General features: G+C 73.0%; 16 protein-coding genes. 8 read left to right on the forward strand and 8 right to left on the reverse strand.

What is annotated here, in order from left to right; all coding sequences use genetic code 11:
- Positions 1–67: 67 nt before the first annotated feature.
- The gene (locus tag ACZ6AA_RS19820; protein WP_471459173.1) at positions 68–1,456 is read left to right on the forward strand and encodes an acyl-CoA dehydrogenase family protein; all 1,389 of its coding nucleotides are present in this window, start codon (positions 68–70) and stop codon (positions 1,454–1,456) included.
- Positions 1,456–1,932 (forward strand): nitroreductase/quinone reductase family protein, encoded by a 477-nt coding sequence (locus tag ACZ6AA_RS19825; RefSeq protein WP_471459175.1) that lies wholly within the window; start codon positions 1,456–1,458, stop codon positions 1,930–1,932. The genes ACZ6AA_RS19820 and ACZ6AA_RS19825 overlap by 1 nt, the downstream gene beginning before the upstream one ends.
- Positions 1,933–2,093: 161 nt before the next feature.
- Here ACZ6AA_RS19825 and ACZ6AA_RS19830 read toward each other — a convergent pair whose 3' ends face one another.
- A complete protein-coding gene (locus tag ACZ6AA_RS19830) occupies positions 2,094–2,741 on the reverse strand; it encodes a TetR family transcriptional regulator (RefSeq protein WP_016639324.1) in 648 nt (215 codons plus the stop codon).
- Positions 2,742–2,991: 250 nt separating this feature from the next.
- Here ACZ6AA_RS19830 and kbpA point away from each other — a divergent pair, with 250 nt between their 5' ends.
- Both kbpA and afsK read left to right on the forward strand, forming a co-directional pair.
- Entirely contained in the window at positions 2,992–3,774 is a 783-nt protein-coding gene (gene kbpA, locus ACZ6AA_RS19835) for an AfsK-binding protein KbpA (RefSeq protein ID WP_468457166.1), read from the forward strand.
- 238 nt (positions 3,775–4,012) lie between these two features.
- Positions 4,013–6,499, forward strand: a complete 2,487-nt coding sequence (gene afsK / locus ACZ6AA_RS19840) for a protein serine/threonine kinase AfsK (RefSeq protein WP_468481325.1) — start codon at positions 4,013–4,015, stop codon at positions 6,497–6,499.
- A 12-nt stretch (positions 6,500–6,511) separates the two neighbouring features.
- Here the strand turns inward: afsK and ACZ6AA_RS19845 are convergent, their stop codons facing one another.
- From ACZ6AA_RS19845 to ACZ6AA_RS19855, 3 genes are all read right to left on the reverse strand, one after another.
- The gene (locus ACZ6AA_RS19845; protein ID WP_471459178.1) at positions 6,512–7,306 is read right to left on the reverse strand and encodes an enoyl-CoA hydratase/isomerase family protein; all 795 of its coding nucleotides are present in this window, start codon (positions 7,304–7,306) and stop codon (positions 6,512–6,514) included.
- Positions 7,303–7,767, reverse strand: a complete 465-nt coding sequence (locus ACZ6AA_RS19850) for a Zn-ribbon domain-containing OB-fold protein (RefSeq protein WP_471459179.1) — start codon at positions 7,765–7,767, stop codon at positions 7,303–7,305. Before ACZ6AA_RS19850 ends, ACZ6AA_RS19845 begins: the two co-directional genes overlap by 4 nt.
- A 107-nt stretch (positions 7,768–7,874) precedes the next feature.
- Positions 7,875–9,026: a lipid-transfer protein gene (locus ACZ6AA_RS19855; protein ID WP_471459181.1), complete on the reverse strand. Its 1,152-nt coding sequence runs from the start codon at positions 9,024–9,026 to the stop codon at positions 7,875–7,877.
- A gap of 111 nt (positions 9,027–9,137) precedes the next feature.
- On the opposite strand from ACZ6AA_RS19855, the gene ACZ6AA_RS19860 reads away from it, so the two are divergent.
- A complete protein-coding gene (locus ACZ6AA_RS19860) occupies positions 9,138–10,766 on the forward strand; it encodes a FadD3 family acyl-CoA ligase (RefSeq protein ID WP_471459183.1) in 1,629 nt (542 codons plus the stop codon).
- 55 nt (positions 10,767–10,821) lie between these two features.
- Here ACZ6AA_RS19860 and ACZ6AA_RS19865 read toward each other — a convergent pair whose 3' ends face one another.
- From ACZ6AA_RS19865 to afsR, 4 genes are all read right to left on the reverse strand, one after another.
- Positions 10,822–11,205 carry a VOC family protein gene (locus tag ACZ6AA_RS19865; RefSeq protein WP_468457154.1) on the reverse strand — a complete coding sequence of 128 codons (384 nt, stop codon included), beginning with the start codon at positions 11,203–11,205 and terminating at the stop codon, positions 10,822–10,824.
- 114 nt (positions 11,206–11,319) lie between these two features.
- A complete protein-coding gene (locus ACZ6AA_RS19870; protein WP_468457152.1) occupies positions 11,320–11,517 on the reverse strand; it encodes a hypothetical protein in 198 nt (65 codons plus the stop codon).
- A gap of 184 nt (positions 11,518–11,701) precedes the next feature.
- Entirely contained in the window at positions 11,702–11,896 is a 195-nt protein-coding gene (locus tag ACZ6AA_RS19875) for a sigma-like protein (RefSeq protein WP_468457150.1), read from the reverse strand.
- A gap of 216 nt (positions 11,897–12,112) precedes the next feature.
- The gene (afsR, locus tag ACZ6AA_RS19880) at positions 12,113–15,178 is read right to left on the reverse strand and encodes an SARP-family global regulator AfsR (RefSeq protein WP_471459185.1); all 3,066 of its coding nucleotides are present in this window, start codon (positions 15,176–15,178) and stop codon (positions 12,113–12,115) included.
- A 246-nt stretch (positions 15,179–15,424) separates the two neighbouring features.
- Here afsR and ACZ6AA_RS19885 point away from each other — a divergent pair, with 246 nt between their 5' ends.
- From ACZ6AA_RS19885 to ACZ6AA_RS19895, 3 genes are read left to right on the forward strand one after another with little or no spacing between them, the layout of a single operon-like run.
- Positions 15,425–16,690: an amidohydrolase family protein gene (locus tag ACZ6AA_RS19885; protein WP_468457146.1), complete on the forward strand. Its 1,266-nt coding sequence runs from the start codon at positions 15,425–15,427 to the stop codon at positions 16,688–16,690.
- A gap of 5 nt (positions 16,691–16,695) precedes the next feature.
- Positions 16,696–17,640, forward strand: a complete 945-nt coding sequence (locus tag ACZ6AA_RS19890) for an LLM class F420-dependent oxidoreductase (RefSeq protein WP_468481431.1) — start codon at positions 16,696–16,698, stop codon at positions 17,638–17,640.
- Between the two features lie 36 nt (positions 17,641–17,676).
- Complete coding sequence (locus tag ACZ6AA_RS19895) at positions 17,677–18,465, forward strand: SDR family NAD(P)-dependent oxidoreductase (protein ID WP_471459187.1); 789 nt, start codon at positions 17,677–17,679, stop codon at positions 18,463–18,465.
- The last annotated feature ends 112 nt before the right edge of the window (positions 18,466–18,577 follow it).

Raw genomic sequence — 18,577 nt, forward strand, 5'->3', positions numbered from 1 at the left:
TCAATGCATATGACGGTTCGTCAGATCTGGGATCCGGGTCCGCCGGTCCCGGGAGAGGAGCCCGCCGATGGACGCCGCCCTCACCGCGGAACAGGACGAGATCCGCCGCACCCTGCGCGAGATCGTCACCAAACGCTGCGGCCCCGACGACGTCAAGGCCGCCGTCCGCACCCCCGCCGGGTACGACGCCGGGCTGTGGGCCGCCCTCGCCGGACAGCTCGGCCTGCCCGGCCTCGCCCTGCCCGAGGGGGTCGGCGGCACCGGCTGCGGCACCCTCGAACTCGCCCTGGCCTGCGAGGAACTGGGCCAGGGCCTCGCTCCCTCCCCCCTCGTCGCCACCGCCGGGCTCGCCGCCCCGCTCCTGCTCGCCCTCGGCACCCCTCGCCGCCGCGCCGAGCTGCTGCCCCGCGTCGCCACCGGCGAGCTGACCGCCGCCCTCGCCGTCCCCGGCGCCGCCCTCGCCACCGCCCTCGGCCTCGTCGGCGAGCACGACGAGCACGACGAGCACCGAGCCCACCGCGACGACTGGGCGGGCGGCGGCCGCGCGGGCGGCGTGCAGGCGCGGACGGCCGACGGCACCTGGCGCCTCTACGGGCAGGTCGACCAGGTCCTCGACGGGCACAGCGCGGAGCTGCTCCTCGTCGCCGCGCACACCGGCGGGTTCGCCCGGTCGCGGGTGCTGCTGTTCCTCGTACGCGGTGACGCCCCCGGTCTCGTACGCGTCCGACAGACCGCGCTCGACGAGACCCGGCCGCGCGCCCGGCTGGAACTGCGGGATGTGGAGGGGGAGTTGCTGGGCGGCGCGGACGCCGGCGCCACGGGAGGCGGAGGCGCGGCCTCGGACGTGGGCTCCGCGCTCGCCGGGACCGGTGAGCGCGTCGCCGTCCTGCTCGCCGCCGAAGCCGTCGGCGCCGCCGACCGCGCGCTCGCCCGCACCGTCTCCTACGTCAAGGAGCGCGAGCAGTTCGGGCGGGCGATCGGTTCGTTCCAGGCGGTGAAGCACCGGCTGGCCGATGTGTACGTACGGGTGCAGGCGGCCAGGTCGGCGGCGTACTACGCGGCGTGGGCGGCGGACGCCCACGGCGGCGCTGAGGACGGGGACGGGGACGGGGGCCACGGCGGGCGTGCCGAGCGGGCCGGTGGGCTCGCCCTCGCGCAGGGCCTCGAAGCGCTGCGCACCGCCGCCGCCGAGGCCGTCCAGCTGCACGGCGGCATCGGCTTCACCTGGGAGCACGACGCCCACCTGTACCTCAAGCGGGCGTCCGGCGACGAGCTGCTCTTCGGGCCGGTGCACCGGCTGCGGGCGCATGCGGCCGAGCGCGCCGGGTTGTTCGCGCCGGAGGGGGCGGATCCGGCAGCGGGGGCGGTGGCCGCGGGGACGCCGGGGCGGGGCGCGCCCGCCGTTCGGGTGGTCGGTGCGGGCCGGGGGCGGCTGGCCGACGGGGCGGGCCGCTGATGGCCGCCGGGGTCGGGCTCCGGCTGGTGCGCAAGGTGTCCGCCACCCGCGTCTTCGCCCGCGTGGCCCCCCATGTCGTACCCGCCATGGATCGGGGCGTGCACCGGCTCACTCGGGGAAAGGTGCTGCTCAGCGCCCGGATGCTGCCCGGTGTGATCCTGACGGCGCGGGGCGCGCGGAGCGGGCTCGACCGGCGTACTCCGTTGGCGTGCGTGCCGGAGGAGGGCGGGAGCTGGCTGCTCGTCGGGTCGAACTTCGGACGGTCCGCGCACCCGGCGTGGACCGCGAACCTGCTGGCCGGGCCCGACGTCTCCATCAACTGGCGCGGCCGGGACATCCCGGTGCGGGCCCGCCTGCTGGCGGGGGAGGAGCGGGCCGAGGCCTGGCGGACGGCGCTGGCGTTCTGGCCGCCGTACGCGACGTACCAGGCGCGGGTGGACCGCGAGATCCGGCTGTTCCGGCTGGAACGGCGGTAGCGCACCCGCGGAGAAGAACAGACAGCGCATCCGAACGGGTGCGGGCGTCCGCATCCGGATCGCCCCACGGCGAAGGCATGCGGAGAGCACAGCGGCGGATCACAGACAGTGATCCGCCGCCGTGGTGACAGGACTCCGGTGCTTGGCGCCTACGTCGACGGCTACTTCGTCGGCTTCTTGCCCGTCACGCCCAGGTGCACCAACAGCGCGAGATTCGGCTTCAGTTCCGCCTGCTTGACGCCCCAGGTCTGGAAGCCGCGCTGGTGCGAGGCGACCGCGGCGAGCATCGCGACCAGCGAACCGGCCATCGCCGCCGGGCTCACGTCCTTGTCGACCTTGCCCTTGGACTGGAGCTCCTTGACGGTGTCCGTAAGGGAGTTGTTCACCGAATTCAGGATCTTCATCCGGATTTTGTAGAACCGCTTGTCGCCCTCGGCCGCGCCGAGGTCGACCACCCGGAGGATCGCGTCGTTCTTCCGCCAGAAGTCGAGGAACCCGTCGACCAGGTCCTGGGAGGTCTGCAGGGCCGCCTTGCCGACCCAGGAGCGGCCTTCGAGGAGCTGCGTCAACTGCGCGCCCTCGGCGGCCATTTGCTCGGCGATCTCCAGGACGGCGCCCTCGACGTCCGGGAAGTACTGGTAGAACGTCGCCGGCGAAGTGCCCGCCTTCCGGGCGACGTCGATGACTTTGACGTCCCGGTAGGGCGAGGAGCTGAGCATCTCGCTCAGGCAGTCCAGCAGTTTCTGACGTGTCGCCTGACCACGTCGACCGGCCACACGGCCGTCGACGGTACGTACCTGTCCTGTCATGCCGTCAGCTTACCGAGGGGTGATCGGAGCGCGATTCGGCCGAGTGCAAATGGGGTTGAAGGGGTGCCAGAGGGGTGTCGGAGGGGCGCTGGAAGCCACCTCCCCGCGCCCCGTCGTGACCCTGAGTGGCCCCGTCGGAATTGGCCATACGTTCGAATCGATGTGCTGCGGGCCCGTCGGCGTGCGGCTAGCTTGACTGTGACGGAGGCCACAGGAAGGCCCTCCGCGGGTGAACCGAGGGAACGGGCTCATGGAATTCGCGGAAGGCGTCCCCTGCTGGGTGGACGCGATGCTCCCCGACGTCGAGGGCGGCAAGCGCTTCTACGGCGAGCTCTTCGGCTGGACCTTCGACGACGGCGCCGGAGCGGAGTACGGGAACTACACCCAGGCGTTCCTCGCCGGTGAGGCCGTCGCGGCGCTCGCCCCCAAGCCGGACGGGCGCATGCCCACGTCCTGGACGGTCTATCTGGCGACGCCGGACGCGGCCGCGCTGGCCGGGCGGATCAAGGGCGCGGGCGGGCAGATGATCACGGGCCCGATGCCGGTCGGCCCGTTCGGCACGATGGGGCTCGCGGCCGACCCCGAGGGTGCCGTCTTCGGCCTCTGGCAGGCGGGCACGCACGTGGGCTTCGGCGTCCAGCGCGAGCCCGGCGCCTTCTGCTGGACCGAGCTGTACGCCCGCGCCAAGGAGGCGGTCGACCCCTTCTACGAGGGCGTCTTCGGCTACGGGGGCCAGGACCTGGACGACGCGGGCGAGGACTTCCGGATCTGGTCGCCCGCCGGGGCGCGGCCGGGGGCCGAGACCGCGATCGGCGGCCGGGCCCTGATGGGCGGCGCCTTCCCGGCCGAGATGCCCCCGCACTTCCTCAACTACTTCGTCGTCGCCGACTGCGACGCGGCCGCCGCCACCGCCCGCAGGCTCGGGGGCCGCGTGCGCGACGAGCCGCAGGACACTCCGTACGGCCGCGTCTGCACCCTCGTGGACAACCAGGGCGCGGCTTTCGCCGTCCTCCAGGAGCCGGACCAGGTGTGAACAGGGTGTGAACCAGGAGGGGTGCGGGAGAGTGCGGGAGGGGTATTGGAGGGCATCACCCCATTTGATGTACCCGTACGTCACTTTTGTCCCGAAACGGCCCGATCTTGCCCCGGGTTCGCAACCGTGGCCCGAGCCAGGAAGAATCAGGGTGCGTGCCGCCGTAGCGGCTCGGTGGTGAGACGCTGCACGGGGCTGCTCGGAACGGTGGCCGCGCGTACGGGGAGGTGGCAGGCAAGTGGTGGACCAGCTGACGCAGCACGATCCGCGGCGGATCGGCCCGTTCGAGGTCCTTGGACGGCTCGGCGCCGGTGGCATGGGGCTCGTCTATCTCGCGCGCTCCGCCTCCGGGCGACGCGTGGCGATCAAGACGGTCAGAACCGAGCTCGCCGAGGACCAGCTGTTCCGAGTCCGCTTCACGCGTGAGGTCGAGGCGGCCCGGGCCGTGTCCGGCTTCTACACGGCCGCCGTGGTCGACGCCGACCCGCGCGCCGCGGTGCCCTGGCTCGCCACGGCGTACGTGCCCGCGCCCTCGCTCGAGGAAATAGTGAACGAGCACGGGCCGCTGCCCACCCAGGCCGTGCGCTGGCTGGCCGCGGGCGTCGCCGAGGCCCTGGAGTCCATCCACGGCGCCGGGCTCGTCCACCGCGACCTGAAGCCGTCCAACGTGCTCGTCGTCGAGGACGGCCCCCGCGTCATCGACTTCGGCATCGCGTCGGGCGTCTCCAACACCCGCCTGACCATGACCAACGTCGCCGTCGGCACCCCCGCCTACATGTCGCCCGAGCAGGCCAAGGACTCCCGCAGCGTCACCGGCGCCAGCGACGTCTTCTCCCTCGGCTCCACCCTCGTCTTCGCCGCCACGGGACACGCCCCCTTCCACGGCGCCAACCCCGTCGAGACCGTCTTCATGCTGCTTCGCGAGGGCCCCGACCTGGAGGGCCTGCCCGACGAGCTGCGGCCCCTCATCGAATCCTGCATGCAGATGGAGGCCGCCCTCCGGCCCACCCCGAACGACCTCCAGTCCCAGCTCGCCCCGCACCTCTTCGCCTCCGAGGGCAACGGCGACGACAGCGGCACCGCCTCCGCCTGGCTGCCCGAGCGGGCCGTCGCGCTCATCGAGGCACGCCGGGGCGGCCGCCCCGCCATGCGCGCCGCCGCCGGTGGCGGCTCCGCGGGCCGGGGAGCGCGCGGCAACTCCGCCGCCGGGGCCTCGGCCGCGCCCGTGTCCGCCGTACCGCCGCCGCCCCGGCAGGCCCCCGCCGTGCCCTCGCACGCCCCCGGACTGCCCGCCCAGGTGCCCAACGGGGCGTCCCAGCCGTTCCACGCGCCGCACCCCGGCGCCTCCCAGCCGTTCCAGGCGCCCGGCCACGCCGCGCCCGACGCCGGGCCCGTGCAGCTCGCCGGGGCCCAGGTGCCGATCGGGCCCGGGCCGCGCGTCGCCGAGGCCCGGGGTGCGGCGGCGCCCGCGGACTCCGGGCTCGCCGGGTCGTGGTCGCGGTCGGCGCAGGCTCCCGGGGCGGTGCGGCCCGGGGCCAACGGGGTCGACGCGGGGGTCACGGGGGGCGTGAGCGCTCCGGCCCCGGCCTCCGGTGCCCCGGCCTCCTGGCGGCCCTGGCGGTTCCGGATGTCCAACGACGTCTGGGGCACGCCCGCCGTCGCCGGGAACCTCGTGTACGTCACGTCCTTCGAGGTGCACGCCCTCGACGTGAGCACCGGACGGCGCAGCTTCAAGACCCGCGACGTCGCCTGGTCCATGGCCGTCGCCGACGGCCGCATCCACGCCTCCGACGGCCCCACCCTCTACGCCCTCGACGGCGCCGACGGCTCCGACCTGTGGCGGATCCAGACCGACGCCTGGGTGTACGCCCTCCAGGCCGACCGGGGCACCGTCGTCACCGCGACCCGCGGCGGCGGCGTGCAGGGCTGGGAGGCCGCGAACGGCGAGAAGCTCTGGGAGATCACGAACGCCCAGACCGAGTTCGAGACGCCCGAGGCCGCGCCCGTCATCGTCGACGGCACCGTGTACGTCTGGAAGGACGCCCGGCTGCGCGCCGTCGAGGCCCGCACCGGCATCGAGCGCTGGTCCTACCCCGTCGGCGACGCCGCGTCCTGCGGCGGCGTGCCGGTCCGCGTCACCCAGGCGCCCGACGGGTACGTGTACATCGCCGCGGGCACCCGCGTCCTGGCCGTCGACGTGGCCGCCGGGCACGTCCGCTGGCACTTCGAGGCGCCCGCCGCGTTCCTCTGTCCGCCCGCCTTCGCCCCCGGCCCCGCCGTCACCGGCGGCGGCGTGTACCTCGCCGACTACCTCGGCACCGTGTACGCCCTCGACGCCACCGACGGCCGCGACCGCTGGCGCATCGCCACCGAGGCCCGCTCCTCCGTCGACCCCGTCCTCGTCGCCGACGGCCACGTGCACGTGGGCAGCGGCAAGGGCCTCTACACCCTCGACGCCGTCACCGGCACCCCCAAGTGGCGCTTCCAGGCGGGCGGCGAGGTCGTCGGCTCCCCGGTCGTCGCCGACCGCCGCATCCACTTCGGCGCCACCGACCACCTGCTCTACACCCTCAAGGCCGACGACGGCCGCCTCCGCTGGAAGCTCGCCACCGGCGGCGAGATCACCGGCGCGCCGGTGGTCAGGGACGGCGTGGTGTACGCGTGCAGCAAGGACCGCTGCGTGTACGCGCTTGACGCGGAGCGGGGGACGGCGACCTCGCGCTGAGGCCGGGGCGCCCTACCGGGTCCGGAAGTCCCCGCCCCGCCCGCGCGAAGCGAACAGCTGCGCCTGCCGGCCGGGGCTCGCGTTGCCCAGCGCGATGAGGTGCGGGGCGTGCGCCATGGCCTGGCTCCGCGCGGCCTCCTTGGCGGACCACACGGCTCGTACCGTGCCCTGCACGGCCTCCGTCGGGAAGGCGGCGATCGTGGCGGCGGCCCGCACCGCCGCGGCCACCACCTCGTCGCCCGCCACCACCTCCGACACCAGCCCGATCTCGTACGCCCGCCGCGCGGACACCCGCTCCGCCGTCCCCATCAGGGACATCCGCGCCACCTCCCCGAACGGCATCCGCTGCGCCATGGCGATGGCCTCGTACGCGCTGACCATCCCGTACGTCGTGTGCGGGTCGAAGAACGTGGCGTGCTCCGCAGCGATCACGAACTCGCACTCGCCGATGAGGTAGAAAGCGCCGCCGCACGCCATGCCGTTCACGGCGGCGAGCACCGGCTTCCACAGGTCGTTGGCCTTCGGCCCGACGGTGAGGAGGGGATCCTCGATCGAGTACGGGGACGAGGGCTGCGGGACCTCGGCGGTGCGGTCGACGCCGGTACAGAAGGCCCGCTCGCCGGCGCCCGTGAGGACGACCGCCCCGACCGTGTCGTCGCCCCTGAACTGCCGCCACAGCCAGGCGAGTTCTGCCGCCGTCTCCGGGGTCAGCGCGTTGTGCCGCTCCGGGCGGTCCAGCGTCACCACGGCGACCCCGGTCCCCGCGTCCCGCTCCACCCGCAGCCCGGCCGCCTCCTGGTCCGTCACGGCCGCTCCAGTACCCACTGCGGCAGCGCGATGCCGCTGCGCTCGGCGAAGACCACTTGGACGCGGGCGCCTATGCGCAGGCGTTCCGGTGGGACGGAGTTCGGGGGCGCGCCCGCCTTGGTGACCAGGTTGCCCACCAGGCGGACCCTGGGGGCGTCGGTCAGTTCCACGAGGATCGTGTTGTACGGGGAGAGTGCGGCGTAGGCCGGGAGGAGCGGGGGGTGGGGGATCACGTACGACCAGATCTTGCCCTTGCCGGTCATGCGGCGCCAGGTGGTGTCGAAGGACTGGCAGTGCGGGCAGCAGGGCCTTGGCGGCCAGCGGAGTTCGCCACAGCTTTCGTCGGCGCAGGCCTGTATGCGGAGTTCGCCCCGGGCGGCGTAGGTCCAGAAGGGGGTGCCGTCGTCGTCCACGACCGGGGTCAGGAGTTCCGTCGTCGCTGTCGGGGTCGCGTCTGCCATGTTGCTCTCCCTTTCCGTGTGCGGGTTCGTTGTGGCTGGTCGCGCAGTTCCCCGCGCCCCTGGGTGGGTCCGCCTCCGCGGGCCGTCGGGTGCTCCCTCACGCTCCCTCACGAGGCTCGCAGCAGCAATGCCGATGTCGGGACTCCCTCGCCCGCCGTGACCAGGCACGTCGCCGCGTCCGGGACCTGGGCCGTGCTCGTGCCCCGCAGTTGCTTCACGCCCTCGGTGATGAGGTTGAAGCCGTGGACGTACGCCTCGCTGAGGCCGCCGCCGCTCGTGTTGAGGGGGAGGCGGCCGCCGATCTCCAGGGCGCCGCCCTCCGTGAACGCGCCGCCCTCGCCACGGTCGCAGAAGCCGTAGCCCTCCAGGGAGAGCGGGACGAGAGGGGTGAACGCGTCGTAGATCTGGGCGACGTCGACGTCGTGGGGGCCGAAGTCGGCCTGCTTCCAGAGCTGTCGGGCGGCCGTCCAGGCGGGGCCGGACAAGGGGTCGTCGTTCCAGTAGTTGACCATGCCGTGGTGCTGGGCCGGCAGGCCCTGGGCGGCGGAGTGGACGTAGACCGGCTTGCGGCGGCAGTCGCGGGCCCGCTCGGCCGAGACGATGACACACGCCAACGCCCCGTCCGTCTCCAGGCAGTTGTCGAAGAGGCAGAGCGGCTCGCTGATCCAGCGCGAGGTCATATACATGTCCCGGGTCAGCGGGCGTTCGTACATCATCGCGGCCGGGTTCTGGTTGGCGCGGTTGCGGCAGGCGAGGGCGACGTTGAAGAGGTGGTCGCGGGTCGCGCCGTACTCGTGCAGATAGCGGCGGGTCAGCATGGCGATCTCGTCGGCGGGGCGGAGCAGGCCGAAGGGGCGCGTCCACTGGGCGGGGGTGGGGAGTTGGGCGGTGGTGTTCCGCCACGGCCGGGGCCCGCTGCCGCGTTTGCGCGAGCGCCAGGCGACGCCGACGCTCGCCTGCCCGGTGGCGATGGCGGACGCCAGATGCGCGACGGTCGCGCAGGAACCGCCGCCCCCGTACCCGACCTTGCTGAAGAACGTGACGTCGCCCGCGCCGATCGCCTTGGCGACCTCGACCTCGTCGGTCTCCTCCATCGTGTACGAGGCGAACGCGTCGACCTCGGACGGCGCGATGCCCGCGTCGTCCAGCGCCGCCAGGACGGCTCGGCAGGCCAACGTCTTCTCGCTCTCGGGGAGTTGTCTGGCGAAGGGGGTCTGTCCGATACCGGCTATCGCTGTGGCGTCCTTGAGTGAGGCCATGGCTTGCACACCTCCGCGCGCGTCGTGGCGAGCCCTCGCTGCTGACAGCGCGTCAGGCTACCGCTAATCTGACGGATAGTCAGCTAGTGGGCGACGGCGGGAGGGGCGGCCATGCGCGGCGACCTGGAGTGGGGCAGCGTACCGGGCCTGGTCCGGGCGGCGGCCGAGCGGTACGCGGACCGGGAGGCGGTCGTCGAGGGCCGCACCCGGGTGACGTACCGGGAACTCGGCGACCGGATCGAACGGGCCAGCGCCGCCTGCGTGGCCACCGGCGTCGAACCCGGCGACCGCGTCGCCGTCTGGGCCCCCAACACCCTCGACTGGATCGTCTCCGCCCTCGGCGCGGTCGGCGCGGGCGCCGTCCTCGTCCCCCTCAATACCCGCTTCAAGGGCACCGAGGCGGCCTACGTCCTCGCCCGCTCCCGGGCCAAGCTGCTCTTCGTCACCGGTACGTTCCTGGGGACCTCGTACGTGGCGTCGCTGCGGCGGGCGGCGGGGGAGCCGCCGGATTTCGGGGGCGGGGCGGCGGCGGGCGGCGCGGGGCCGCTGCCCGGGCTTCCGCACCTGGAGCAGGTCGTCGTCCTCGCCGACGACGCCCCCGAGGACTTCCGCACCTGGAAGGACTTCCTCGCCGGCGGCGACCGGATCACGGCCGAGGACGTACGCACCCGGGCAGCCGCCGTCACCGGAGACCGCCCCTCCGACATCGTCTTCACCTCGGGCACCACAGGACGCCCCAAGGGCGCCGTCATCACCCACGCCCAGACCCTGCGCTGCTACGCGATCTGGAGCGACCTGGCAGGCCTCCGCGAGGGCGACCGCTACCTCATCGTGAACCCGTTCTTCCACACCTTCGGCTACAAGGCCGGGATCATCGCCTGCCTCATGCGCGGCGCCACGATGGTCCCCCAGCCGGTCTTCAACGTCGACACCGTCCTCGCGAACATCGCCGCCGAACGCATCTCCGTCCTCCCCGGCCCGCCCACCCTCCACCAGTCCCTGCTCGACCACCCCGCCCGGGACGCCCACGACCTCTCCGCCCTGCGCCTCGTCGTGACCGGCGCGGCGGTGGTCCCCCTGCGCCTCGTCGAACGCCTCCGCGCGGAGCTGCGCATCGCCACCGTCCTGACCGCGTACGGCCTCTCCGAGGCGAGCGGCATCGTCACCATGTGCCGCCGCGGCGACCCGGCGGAGGTCATCGCGTCCACGTCGGGCCGGGCGATCCCGGACACGGAGGTGAAGGTGGTGTCGCCCGCAGGTGACCCGCTGCCCCCCGACACCCCCGGCGAAGTCCTCGTCCGCGGCCACCACGTCATGAGCGGCTACTTCGAGGACCCCGCCGAGACCCGCAAGGTCCGCACCCCCGACGGCTGGCTGCGCACCGGTGACGTCGGCGTCCTGGACGCGGCGGGCAATCTGCGCATCACCGACCGGATCAAGGACATGTTCATCGTCGGCGGCTTCAACGCCTACCCCGCCGAGATCGAACAGCTCCTCGGCACCCACCCCGAAGTCGCCGACGCCGCCGTCATCGGCATCCCCGACGCACGCCTCGGCGAGGTCGGCAAGGCGTACGTGGTGCGGCGCCCGGGCTCGACCCTCACCGCCGACGACGTGATCGCCTGGTCGCGGCGCGAGATGGCCAACTACAAGGTGCCGCGCGCGGTGGAGTTCGTACGGGAGCTGCCGCGGAACGCGAGCGGGAAGGTGCTGAAGGGGGAGCTGCGCAGGCTGCCCTGAGCGGGCTTTGTGTTCCCGAGCGCCGCGGTCATGCCCTCACGCCGCGGTCACGCCCTCACGCCGTCGCGGCGCGCTCTCCCGCGCTGCGCTCCACGCAGAACTCGTTGCCCTCGATGTCGGCGAGGGTCACCCAGCCGCGCCCGTCCGGCAGCCGGTGGTCGGCCACGAGGGTCGCGCCGAGCGCGATGACCCGCTCGACCTCCTCGTCCCGCGTGCGGTCCTGCGGCTGAAGGTCGAAGTGCACGCGGTTCTTCACGGTCTTCTCGTCCGGGACGGTGACGAACAGCAGCGCCGGTCCGCCGGGCGTGCTCACCAGCGCCTCCGGGTCCCCCGGAAAGTCGTCGTCGGCGAGCGAGCCCTCCAGGACCTGGGCCCAGAAGGACCCCAGCCTGTGGGCGTCGGAGCAGTCGAAGGTGATGTGGCGCACAAGAGTGGTCATGGGCGCACTATCGGGCAGAGGGGTGGGGCGGGTCCACCGAAATTCCACGGGGCCGCTGCCCGCTTCCCGCCCGGGCGACAGGCCGGGGCCGAGCGGCGGCTCGGCCCCGGGTGATCAGTGCTGTGCTGCTGTCAGGGCGTGCCCGTTGACGGGCGGCGCCGGTGCGTGGTGATCGCCCAGCGGGCTGACCGTCACCTCTCCGTCCCCCGGAGGGGCGGGAGCGTGATGGTCGGCGAGCGCCGGAGCGGTCGCTGCGGCCGAGGCCGCGGCCATGACGGCCAGAGTGACGAGGATTCTTCGCGTGCGAGTCATTCCAACTCCTTGGAGGGGGCCGACTTTCAACAATCGACTCTAGTCGTACATACCGCAGCATGTTCGAACAAATGCCGCTAAATATTGGCGAGTTGATGCTGTAGTCGGCTGTCCTGAATATGCTTCGGCCGCGGCGGCTCCCCCTCCGCGCCGCCGCGGCCGAACCCCCGTCAGGATGTAAGCATCAGTTTCCGCCCGAAGGCGGTGCGGGGCTGTGGTGGTCACCCTTGGTCGTGATGCCGCCGTCCTTCGGCGGCGCCGGGCTGTGGTGGTCGCCCTGCGTCGTGATGTCACCGTCGACCGGCGGCGGTGCCGGGCTGTGGTGGTCCCCCTTGGACGCGACCTTGGGCTTCACTATCTTCTTCTCGGTGTTGCTCATTGCAGTCTCCCCAGTTGTGACGACGAGCCGTCGGGGGAAACGCCCGCTCGGCAACTCCCCCGAGGACCGCCGAACGGGCGTTCCGGGGCCGCCAACGAAATCGACGGTCCCCCGGCGACCCGTCTGCCCCCCGACGCGACGGATCGACTGAGATAAGCATGCCTGGTTGGCATAAACAATCGATGAACGCCCCCGCAGAGCCGCTGGAGCGGCTGCTCAGGCCGCGGAAAGGGGCGGCGCGAGCAGGCGGCGGACCTCGTCCGCGTCGCTGGTGCCGCACTGCTCGTGCAGGTTGAGCGCGTCACGCCAGCAGGCCCGCGCGCGGTCGCTCTGGCCGAGGCGGTCCAGGGCTCGTCCCAGCGTGGTCAGGACCTGGGCCCGGATGCGGTCACCGCCGATGAAGCCGATGGCGAGGGTCTGCTCCGCGTGCTGAGCGGCCAGCGTCGGCCGATCGGCCGCCAAGTGGGCCTGGGCGATGCGGAAGTGCGCCGTACCCTCCCAGAGCCGCTGCCGGTTCACCCGGAACCTGTGCAGCGACCCGTCCAGCTGCTCCAGCGCTTCGCTGTGCCGGCCCGCCTGCGTGTAGGCCATGCCCAGGCCGTACTCGGCGTTGGGCAGGCGCAGAGCGTGGCCGATGGTCTTGTAGATGTCGACGCCCTGCTGGGCCAGCTCGATGGCACGCGCGGTGTTGCCCATGAACAAGTGCATGCGGGACAGGTTGCACATGGCGCTCGCCTGGCCGGGGCGGTTCCCGTCCGCCTGCGACCCTTCCATGGCCTTGAGGAGGAACTCCTCGGCCGCCGCGTAGCGCCCCTGGTTGACGGCGATGATGCCGCGGTCGTTCATGGCCCAGTAGACGGGCACGAGATCGTCCGCGCTCTGCGCGAGGGCCGTGGCCACCCGAGCCTCTTCGTCGGCCTCGTTGTACCGGCCCGCCACCAGGTGGACATTGGTGAGCGTCGTTCGCGCGCGGGCCTCCGCGCGCGTGTCGGCGGCCTGTTGCGCGGCTGCCCGGGCGGCGATGGCCGCCGCCTCGTACTGCTTGGAGTTCGCGCCGGACTCGCCGAGGTCCTGTGCGGCCCACAGCAGGTCGATCGCCTGGCGGAGGGTCGGACCGTACGCGGCCTGCTGCACGCAGGCCAGCAGGCAGTTCGCCTCGGTGTAGAGCCAGTTCAGCGCGTCGTCCCTGTCGTCGAACGTCAGGCCCGCGTAGCGGGTGGGCTCCAGGTGGTTCACCAGCCGGTCGCCGGGGCGCCCGATGGAGAACACCTCGGCCGCCGTCGCCAGGTAGAAGTCCAGCAACCGCGAGAGCGCCGCGTCCCGCTCGCTCGGCGGGAGTTCGTCGCGCTTGGCACAGGCGCGGGCGTAGAGGCGTACGAGGTCGTGGTAGCGGTACCGGCCGGGGGCCGCTGACTCCAGGAGGGAGGTGTCGACCAGGGACTCCAGCAGGTCCTCGGTGTCCTCCGGCGGCAGGTCGAGGACCGCGGCGGCGGCCGCGAGGGATATGTCGGGGCCGTCGGCGAGGCCGAGGAGGCGGAAGGCACGGGACTGGGCCGGCTCCAGCTGGCCGTAGCCGAGCTCGAAGGTCGCGGCCACGGCCAGGTCCCCCACCTGGAGCTCGTCGAGGCGGCGGCGCTCGTCGGCCAGCTTGGCGGCGAGCGTCGACACGGTCCACGTACGCCGCGCAGCGAGGCGGGACGCCGCGATGCGGATCGCGAGGGGCAGGAAGCCGCACGCGGCGACCACGTCGAGCGCGGCCTCGCGCTCGGACGCCACCCGCTCCTCGCCGACGATCTTCGTGAACAGTTGCAGGGCCTCGTCGGGGGACATGACGTCCAGGTCGACGAGGTGGGCCCCGGCCAGGTCCACCATCCGGGTGCGGGACGTGACGAGCGCGGCGCAGCCCTCCGTGCCGGGCAGCAGGGGCCGGACCTGGGCGGCGTCGCGGGCGTTGTCGAGGAGTACGAGGACGCGGCGGCCGTCGAGGACGGAGCGGAACAGCGCCGCCCGCTCCTCCAGAGAATCCGGAATCGCCGAGTCCGGCGTGCCGAGGGCGCGCAGGAAGGCGCCGAGCACCGTCTCGGGCTCGGCGACGCGGGGCCCCGCGCCCTGGAGGTCGACATAGAGCTGCCCGTCCGGGAAGCGGGTGCGCGCCGCATGCGCCACATGCACCGCAAGCGTCGTCTTGCCCACCCCCCCGATCCCCGCGAGCGCCGACACGGCCATCACGCGGCCCTCGGCCGTGGACAGGATGTCGCTGAGTTCCTTGACGAAGGAGACGCGGCCGGTGAAGTCCTGGACGGTGGCGGGCAGCTGGGCCGGGCGGACGACGCCCGCCGAGGGCTCCGCCGCGGGGGCGGAGGGCTCGGCGAGGGCGGGGTCGGCCTGGAGGATGCGCTGCTGGAGTTCCTGGAGGCCGGGGCGCGGGTCGACGCCGAGTTCGTCGGCGAGGAGGCGGCGGGTGTCGGCGTAGACGGCGAGGGCCTCGGCCTGGCGGCCGGAGCGGTAGAGGGCGAGCATCAGGAGTTCGCGCAGGCGCTCCCGCAGGGGGTGCGCGGCGGTGAGGGCGGTCAGCTCGGAGACGGACTCGGCGTGCCGCCCCTGCTCCAGGTCCATGTCGAGGCGGGCCTCGAGGAGCTGGAGGCGCCACTCCTCCAGGCGGGTGCGCTGGGCGTCCGCGTAGGGCCCGGGGACGTTGGCGAGGGGCTCGCCGTCCCACAGGGACAGGGCCTTCTTGACCAGGGAACGGGCCTGGTGCAGGTCACCGAGCCCGCGCGCCCGCTCGGCCGCGGCCCACAGCTGCTCCGCCTCGGCGAGGTCGAGCACGCCGTCGGCGGCCCGTACGGCATAGCCGCCGGACTCGCTGACGAGGGCGCCGGCCGGGAGGACCTTGCGCAGCCGCGAGGCGTACGTACGGATGGCGGCGAGCGCCTGTGACGGCGGGTCCTCGCCCCAGATGGCGTCGATCAGTTCGGAGGCCGTGGCGGTGCGGCCGTCGCGCAGGAGCAGGGCCGCGAGCAGGGCGCGCTGCTGGGGGGAGCCGGTGGGCAGGGGCTCCTCGCCGAGCCAGGCGCGCACGGGCCCGAGCACGCTGAAGCGGGCGGCGGGCGGCGCGTCGGCGGTGCCGGGCCCGTCCGGGGCCGCGGCCGGGTCCGGCTCGTGCCCGCTCACGTGCGCACCCCGCGCCTCCTCGTCCACAGCTCGCGACGCCCGCGTCGTGGTCCCAGGGTCGCTTTCCGCCGCCGAACGCCGCTGCTCCGGCACTCGCGGTAGTCCGTCCATCGCTCCCCCTGCTGCCCTGCCGTACGCAGTTGCTGAAGTCTTCTCAAATACGCCCAACTGTGCCCGGCTGTGCCTGGTTTGTGCCCGCCTCGGACCTGCCCTGCCCGTGCGGCTTACTGCGGTGCACAGTTTGCCTTGTCCGGAGCGGATGCGTCAGCCGTGGGAGACGGCTCTCACAGGGTTCCCGCACCAGTGACTGAATCCGGACAACTGACGGATCGTCAGATGCGCGCTACCGTGAGCCCTATGGAGACCATGGAGAGCACTCAGGAGGCCGCCCCCGCCGAGCCGCCGTTCCCGAGGATCATCTCGGTGGACGACCACACGGTGGAGCCGCCGCACGTCTGGCGGGACCGCCTCCCGGCGAAGTACCAGGACCGAGGCCCGCGCATCGTCCGTGCCCCGCTCAAGGAAATGACCTTTTTGGGCGGTAAGTTCGCCCCGGTGATGGGGGAGAAAGGGGACGATGGCCCCATAGGGGACTGGTGGGTGTACGAGGAGCTGCACCGCCCACTGACCCGGCTCGACACGGCCGTCGGCTACGACCGCGACGAGATCAAGCTGGAAGTGATCACGTACGAGCAGATGCGGCGCGGCTCGTTCAGCGTCCCCGACCGGCTCGCCGACATGGACGTCAACCACGTCCAGTCCGCCCTGTGCTTCCCCACCTTCCCGCGCTTCTGCGGCCAGACGTTCACCGAGGCGCCGGACCGTGACCTGGGGCTTCTCTCCGTGCGGGCGTACAACGACTGGATGGTGGACGAGTGGTGCGGCCCCGCCGCGCAAGGTCGGCTGATACCGCTCACCCTCATACCCCTCTGGGACGCCGAACTGGCCGCCGCCGAGGTGCGGCGCAATGCGGCGCGCGGGGTGAGGGCCGTCGCCTTTTCGGAAATCCCGCCACATCTCGGACTTCCGTCGATCCACACGGACTACTGGGATCCGTTCCTCGCCGCCTGCGACGAGACGGGCACGGTGGTGGCGATGCACATCGGCTCGTCCAGCAGGATGCCGTCGACCTCCGCCGATGCACCACCCGCCGTCGGCTCCACGATCACGTTCGCGAACTGCTGCTTCTCGATGGTCGACTGGCTGATGAGCGGCAAGTTCGAGCGCTTCCCCAACGTGCGCGTGATGTACGCGGAGGGACAGATCGGCTGGATCCCCTACATCCTGGAGCGCGCCGACGTCGTCTGGGAGGAGAACCGCGGCTGGGGAGGCGTCGCCGACAAGGTGCACCGCCCGCCCTCGGAGCTCTTCGCCGACCACGTCTTCGGCTGCTTCTTCGACGACGCCTTCGGCCTGCGCAACCTCGACGCGATCGGCGTCGGCAACGTCCTCTACGAGACCGACTACCCCCACTCCGACTCCACCTGGCCCACATCCCGCCAAGTCGGCGAGGAGCAGATGGGACACCTGGCACCGGACGTGGTGGAGCGGATCGTCCGCGGCAACGCCATCGACCTCCTCGGCCTGACGAAGGACGGCCTGTGGCCGGGACCGGGGGCCTGAGCGCCATGGCCGAGCCGTTCCCCGCCGGGCGGCTCGCGTACGGGATGCAGCTTCCGGTGCAGTCCCAGAGCGCGCTGTTCGCCGAGCCGTGGGAGGCCGACGCGGGCCCCGACGACCTGGTCGAGATCGCCCGCACGGCCGACCGCACGGGCTTCGCGTACCTCGCCGTCTGCGACCACGTGGCGATCCCGCGGCGGCTCGCGGACGCGATGGGCACCGTCTGGTACGACCCCGTGGCCACCCTCTCCTTCCTGGCCGGGGTCACCGCACGCGTCCGCCTGCTGAGCCATGTCGCGATCGTCGGCCTGCGCCACCCCCTGCTGAGCGCCAAGCAGTACGCCACGCTCGACCACCTCAGCGGCGGCCGGCTGATCCTCGGCGTCGGCGCCGGGCACGTGGCGGAGGAGTTCGACGTCCTCGGCGCCGACTTCGCGGGGCGCGGGCCGCTGCTCGACGAGACTGTGGACGCGCTGCGGGCCGCGCTCGGGCCCGAGGAGTTCCCCGAGCACCACGGCGAGCGCTTCGCCTTCGAGGACCTCGGGCAGCGGCCCCGGCCCGCCCAGGAGCGGGTGCCGATCTGGGTCGGCGGCTCCTCGCCCGCCGCCGTCCGCCGGGCCGCGACGCGCGGCGACGGCTGGCTGCCGCAGGGCGACCCGCGCGACCGGCTGCCCGGCCAGATCGCCAGGCTGCGGCGGCTGCGGGCCGACGCGGGCATCGAGGCGCCCGTCACCATTGGGGCCATCACCGAGCCGCTGTACGTGGGCGCACCCTCCTGGCCGGTGGGGCGGCGGGCGCTGAGCGGGAAGCCCGACGCCCTCGCGGAGTCGCTGCGCGCGTACGGGGAGATGGGCGTGCACCAGATCCAGGTGCGGTTCCGCAGCCGGGACCGCGCCGAACTCACCGACCAGATGGCGGCGTTCGGCGCCGAGGTCGCGCCCCACCTCGATTAGGGCGTTCGTTTCACCGAACCGGACCAGGAGGCCGGCATGGGCAAGCTGGACGGGCGCGTCGTCATCGTCACCGGTGGCGCGCGCGGGCAGGGCGAGCAGGAGGCGCGGCTCTTCGTCGCCGAGGGCGCGCGGGTGGTCGTCGGCGACGTGCTGGACGAGCAGGGGGAGGCGCTCGCGAAGGAGCTGGGGCACGACAGCGCCCGGTACGTCCACCTGGACGTCGGCGAGGAGGCGGACTGGGCGGCCGCCGTCAGCGCCACGAAGGACGCGTTCGGCGCGGTCGACGGGCTGGTGAACAACGCGGGCATCCTGTGCTTCAACGAGCTGGTGAACACTCCTCTGGAGGAGTTCGAGCGGATCGTCCGGGTCAACCAGACCGGTGTCTTCCTCGGCATCAAGACGACCGCGCCCGAGATCGCGGCGGCGGGCGGCGGCTCGATCGTGAACACCGCCTCGTACGCGGGGATGACGGGCATGGCGTACATCGGGGCGTACAGCGCGACCAAGCACGCCATCATCGGCCTCACCCGGGTCGCCGCCCTGGAGCTGGCCAAGCGGCACATCCGCGTCAACGCGATCTGCCCCGGCGCCATCGACACCGCCATGAGCAATCCGGCGCAGCTCGACCCGGAGGCGGACGTGGCGAAGGCCTCGCGCGGCCTGGACGCGCTGTACCGCAAGCTCGTGCCGCTCGGCCGGGTGGGCAGGGCGGAGGAGGTGGCGCAGCTCGCGCTGTTCCTCACCGCCGAGGAGGACTCGGCGTACATCACCGGCCAGCCGTTCGTGATCGACGGCGGCTGGCTCGCCGGGGTCAGCGTTCTCTGACGGGCAGTCAGCTGGGGGCGGGTGCGGGTCTTGACGCTCCCAGGGTGCGGTGGAACAGTCGGACCAGCGAATCTGACGGTACGTCAGAAACTCACGAGGACGGTGAACCGCC

The sequence above is a fragment of the Streptomyces sp. NPDC040610 genome, from assembly GCF_055594065.1.